This is a genomic window from uncultured Nostoc sp., from assembly GCF_964245575.1.
Taxonomy (GTDB): Bacteria; Cyanobacteriota; Cyanobacteriia; order Cyanobacteriales; family Nostocaceae; genus Nostoc.
Map to the genome: position 1 here is coordinate 22624 of NZ_CAXTNP010000085.1, position 4546 is coordinate 27169.

Below are 4546 nucleotides of genomic sequence, written 5' to 3' on the forward strand. Positions count from 1 at the left end.
GAGTCGCAAAAGCTAGTTTAGGAGTCGCAAAAGCTAGTTTAGGAGTCGCAAAAGCTAGTTTACCAGTTCAAAAGTTGATTTCCAAGCCAGGACAAAGCGCGATACCTTTATGGAAAACATGGTGTTTAATGGATTGACTGTGGAGGCTTGACGAAAGTTGCGATCGGGTTGGTGCATTATAGGAAGTAAATAGAGTACTTTATTTTTTAACTTTTTTAAATTAAATTCACTTTCTCAAACATTCCTGATAGCCACGCACACAAGCGAAGTTTGCTTTCACTAATTTCAATGTTTTGAAACCTGCCTTTGCAGGTTTTGTTCGTATAGCCGCGATTTCAGTCACTAGGCATTCAAGAAGACGAATTTAACAAGTGCGATCGCACTATTCACATTAATTTATCAGGCGCGATCGCGCAATTTATGTTCTATCAATGGGACGTACTTGTATACTGTGGAGTGAAACAATTGCCACAGTTTCCCCATCTAATATGACAAATTCAACCTCATATCCTTTGCCACCCTGATGTACTAAAACAACTGTACCTGTATCACCCTGCTCTAAACTATATTCTGGAAGATCATTAGTCAGAATAACCCTATCAAGTACTTGAATCATTCTTCTCTCCGTTTCAGTGGGTATGAAGTAACAAACTTAGGATTTGAGCGTTATATTTATTTTAGACCTCAACTATACAAGATTAATTTATTATGAAATTTCAAGTAATTTTTACCTTTGATGCAGAATATGAAGGCTATATTGCTGAGGTTCCTGAACTTCCAGGTTGCGTGAGTCAAGGCAAAACACTAGATGAGGCAATTGAAAATATTAAAGATGCCATTACAGGATATCTCCACGTCCAAGCTAAACATGGCAAACCTTATATTGTTAAGGAATCGCAAGTGTTTATCGGAGAAGTTGTAGTATAAATGGGACGTTTATCAAATATCTCCGGTAAAGAAGCTGTCAAGATTTTTGAAAATTTTGGTTATATATTAGATCACCAAACAGGAAGCCACATGATACTTTGGTGTGAATCAAAACCAACTTTATCAGTTCCCAATCATCGGGAATTAGCACCTGGGTTACTTAGAAGTTTGATTCGACAGGCAGGAATTACAGTTGATGAATTCCTCGAAAACAAATAAACTTAGATACAAGCATCATTATATTAGTCAGAGCCGTTATACCTTTAACTGATCCTGCTCTCAAAAAGTATGGTTAATTAAAGGCAGAACTCCGTAGAATAGGATAAATAATTGCTGAATTTGATTTACTAATTACTAGTGTTGCAGTTGCAAAAAATTACATTTTAGTAACAAACAATACTCGTCATTACAGCCGCATTTCTAAATTACAGTTGGAAAACTGGGTTTTAGCTTAAAAATATTAAATAAAATAGAGATGACTGCACAAGAAAAAAATCAACGAATTAAAATAAACTTAGATTTATCACCAGAAGTTTATGAGACACTAAACAATCTGGCACAACAGATTAATGGAGATAATGCTGAGGTACTTCTAAAAGCGATCGCACTCCTAGAAGTAGCCGTAGAAGCCAAGCAAAAAGGCAAGCATATCTGGGTTGCAGATGATAACCAAAATCTTGAAACTGAAATTATTGGTATCTAAACAGCATGACAGATCGAACAGATTTATCAAAAATAATTGCCAGTAAAGGCGACAATCCACTAATTATCTCAACTGTAAACTTGCAGTCACAAGAAGATGCAGAATTTGAGCGCAAACTGCAAGAACTCAAGTTCAAACAAGAACTAAGAAAAGATTGGATTTTATTTCTTGTCAGAGATGTAGTAATTATTCCTGCTGCTATGCTTTTTATTTTGGCTGTCAGTGGTTATTCTCTATTTACTCAGATTTATAGGTAACTTATCTACCTATACTTTTTAATCAACCGCAGAGGCGCAGAGTACACAGAGAAAAGATAGATGATAGAGTTAACAAATTTTGAATTGTTGTAAGTTAGTTATCTGTGCCTCTGTGGTTATTTAAAAAATCTTACAACTTATCAAGCTCAGTGCAATTGCGTAATTAATTTTACAGACGACGAAGCCAACTTGCTAAAAGTAGACTCATCTTTATATCCACACAAATTTTGCTGGATATAAAGATTACCGTGATTGGTAAATCTGCAAAAAAGTAAGTACCTGATGGAAATAACCTAAAAATATGGGGATTTTAATATTTTCTGTGGCTTGAGTTGCGATTGTTGCTGTAATTATCATTAATGGCTACAACGATTTAGTCAAGTATCGCAACCGTTACAAAAATGCTTACTCTCAAATCGATGTTCAATTACAGCGCCGCTATGATTTAATTCCTAACTTAGTGGAAACTGCCAAAGGGTACATGAAACATGAGCGAGAAACTCTAGAAGCAGTTATTGCCGCCCGGAATTCTGCAATTAATGCTAATAGTCGTGCCGCACAAAATCCCGGCGATCGCCAAGCGATGCAACAGTTGGGCAATGCTGAAGAAGCGCTGACGGGTGTGTTAAGTCGGTTGATGGTACTTTCAGAATCTTATCCAGAATTGAAAGCCGATCGCGCCATGACTTAGGTGATGGAAGAATTATCTTCCACTGAAAACCGGATTGCTTTTGCACGTCAGGCTTTTAATGACGCGGTGACACTTTACAACACCAAGAGCGAATCTTTCCCCAGCAACCTTGTGGCAAATACTTTTAACTTTACTGTTGCAGAATTGCTCCCCGAAGCTACTCCAGAAATGAGAAATGCCCCACGTGTGTCTTTTTAGGTATCTATGAATTTCTTTGAACATCAGGATCGGGCACGCCAAAATACGCAACAATTAATCGGGTTATTTTCCCTGTCGATCGCAGTTATGATTATGGCGATTTATATTGCCACTTTATTTCTGTTCCAGATGGCTCCTAGAATTTGGTGGCATCCAGGATTATTTCTCTACGTGGCTGGGATTACAATAATTGCGATCGCACTAGCAAGCTTATATAAAATTGCCTATCTCCGTGAGGGCAAAAGCGTAATTGCCGAGGAGTTAGGGGGAAGACTCCTGATACCAGAAATGGCAGATGAACAAGGGCGACAACTATTAAATATTGTCGAGGAAATGGCGATCGCTTTGGCGCTAGCGTTAGATACTGAAAATATGGAGATCCAAGAACGTCAAATTGCTTGGTTACGTGAGGTGCAGCCTGCTGAGTTGGTAGACAAAACCCTGGAATTGAGTAGCGAAATTAGCCAGTTAGATCCCAGAATTCGCTTGCCACTTGTGGATTTAGCAGTACCTGTATTGCGCCAAAATTCTGCTAAAGAATGCCAAAGGCTATGCAAATGCATCCACGGTTTAGTTGTAGCTACCGGAAGTTTATCACTGTGGCATTTTGTGTTGCAGTTAATACTTTGGCATCGGCTCCAACCTAGTATAAATCCCACATCTGCGACAACGGTCGAATTTACGTCCATAGAAGAGATTTGGCCAGATAGTCTATTAGTATTGTCCGTAATTGCCCGCGTCGGATACTCCCAACCCGATGCCTCCACCGAAGACATCGCCTATGCTTTTCGTTGTGGAGTTTTTCGACTTCCTAAAGCTGGAGAACAAGAAAAACCAGAAATACCACTAACCTATAATTTCACTGAACTAAAGAAGAGTATCGATCGCCTCCGCCTAGCAAGTCCCAAACTCAAGCAAGCTATTGTTGATGCCTGCGCCCACACGGTACTTTTGGATAACAAAGTTACACAGTCAGAAGCAGATTTACTAAGAGCGATCGCAATGACGCTAGATTGTCCCATTCCCCCATTTTTAAACCCTCAGCGTGGCGTTTCCAAACAGAAACAATCTTCTCCACAGCGAAGTTAATATCACTGATTATATTAACTTCGCCTAATTACTTGTTAAACACGGAGAACCTCACCCCCACAACGCCTGCGGGGTGGAGAAAGCTGACATAACCCACGCCTAAAATGCGTCTTACCCAAGGGTTCCAGAAGAAGATGGCTTGGACTTGGGGAAATTTGGGGTAGGCAAAGAGCAGAGCTAGCCAGAAAGCGGCATGAGAGATGATAGTGATTCCGGCTTTGAAAAACTACTGCCGATATTCCACATTATTAATTACTGACTGTAGTGCATCAGCATTGGTGGAGTTAATTTTTTTGAGGTTGCTGTAGTGAGTTTGCAGTAAGTTAATATCTTGTGCTTTCCAAAGAATTTGTTTGTTGGCAGCAACTTCAGAAATTTGCTGTGCTAAATCTTTTCTTAATTCATCTAGTTCTTGGCTGGGTTCCCAGGCTTGGCGAAAGATTAAGAGTGTATTTAGACCTTCTGCGTGTGTCAGTTTATCAGGAATTGCTTTCGGTTTGCCTAGCCATCTGAGCAAGGTTTTCACATCTTCTGTGCCACCACCAAGGAAATAGGTTAAAAATCGCCACTGTGCAACTTCTGATTGGGCTGCATCATAGACCAGATCGAGAATTACAACAATATTATTTAGATTCAGTAGTCCGATCTTCTCCAATCCCACTGCTGCACTGGAACGAACAT

Annotated in this window: 6 protein-coding genes and 2 pseudogenes; 6 read left to right on the plus strand and 2 right to left on the minus strand. The window is 39.5% G+C overall.

The genetic code is table 11. The features are described from left to right. Positions 1 to 418 precede the first annotated feature (418 nt). Positions 419 to 616: a DUF4926 domain-containing protein gene (locus tag ACFFAP_RS15610; protein ID WP_375512061.1), complete on the minus strand. Its 198-nt coding sequence runs from the start codon at positions 614 to 616 to the stop codon at positions 419 to 421. A gap of 92 nt (positions 617 to 708) precedes the next feature. On the opposite strand from ACFFAP_RS15610, the gene ACFFAP_RS15615 reads away from it, so the two are divergent. From ACFFAP_RS15615 to ACFFAP_RS15640, 6 genes and pseudogenes are all read left to right on the plus strand, one after another. After that, positions 709 to 927 carry a type II toxin-antitoxin system HicB family antitoxin gene (locus ACFFAP_RS15615; protein WP_273763426.1) on the plus strand — a complete coding sequence of 73 codons (219 nt, stop codon included), beginning with the start codon at positions 709 to 711 and terminating at the stop codon, positions 925 to 927. Further along, entirely contained in the window at positions 928 to 1146 is a 219-nt protein-coding gene (locus ACFFAP_RS15620; protein WP_375512062.1) for a type II toxin-antitoxin system HicA family toxin, read from the plus strand. Between the two features lie 256 nt (positions 1147 to 1402). After that, entirely contained in the window at positions 1403 to 1630 is a 228-nt protein-coding gene (locus ACFFAP_RS15625; protein WP_375512063.1) for a DNA-binding protein, read from the plus strand. 5 nt (positions 1631 to 1635) lie between these two features. Beyond that, positions 1636 to 1887, plus strand: coding sequence for a hypothetical protein (locus ACFFAP_RS15630; RefSeq protein WP_375512064.1), 252 nt, complete (start codon positions 1636 to 1638; stop codon positions 1885 to 1887). A gap of 415 nt (positions 1888 to 2302) precedes the next feature. Continuing rightward, positions 2303 to 2776: pseudogene (locus ACFFAP_RS15635) on the plus strand (LemA family protein). A gap of 6 nt (positions 2777 to 2782) precedes the next feature. Continuing rightward, positions 2783 to 3865: a hypothetical protein gene (locus tag ACFFAP_RS15640; protein WP_375512065.1), complete on the plus strand. Its 1083-nt coding sequence runs from the start codon at positions 2783 to 2785 to the stop codon at positions 3863 to 3865. A 226-nt stretch (positions 3866 to 4091) separates the two neighbouring features. Here ACFFAP_RS15640 and ACFFAP_RS15645 read toward each other — a convergent pair. Beyond that, positions 4092 to 4546, minus strand: a pseudogene (locus ACFFAP_RS15645) (PBS lyase); the annotation flags it as partial.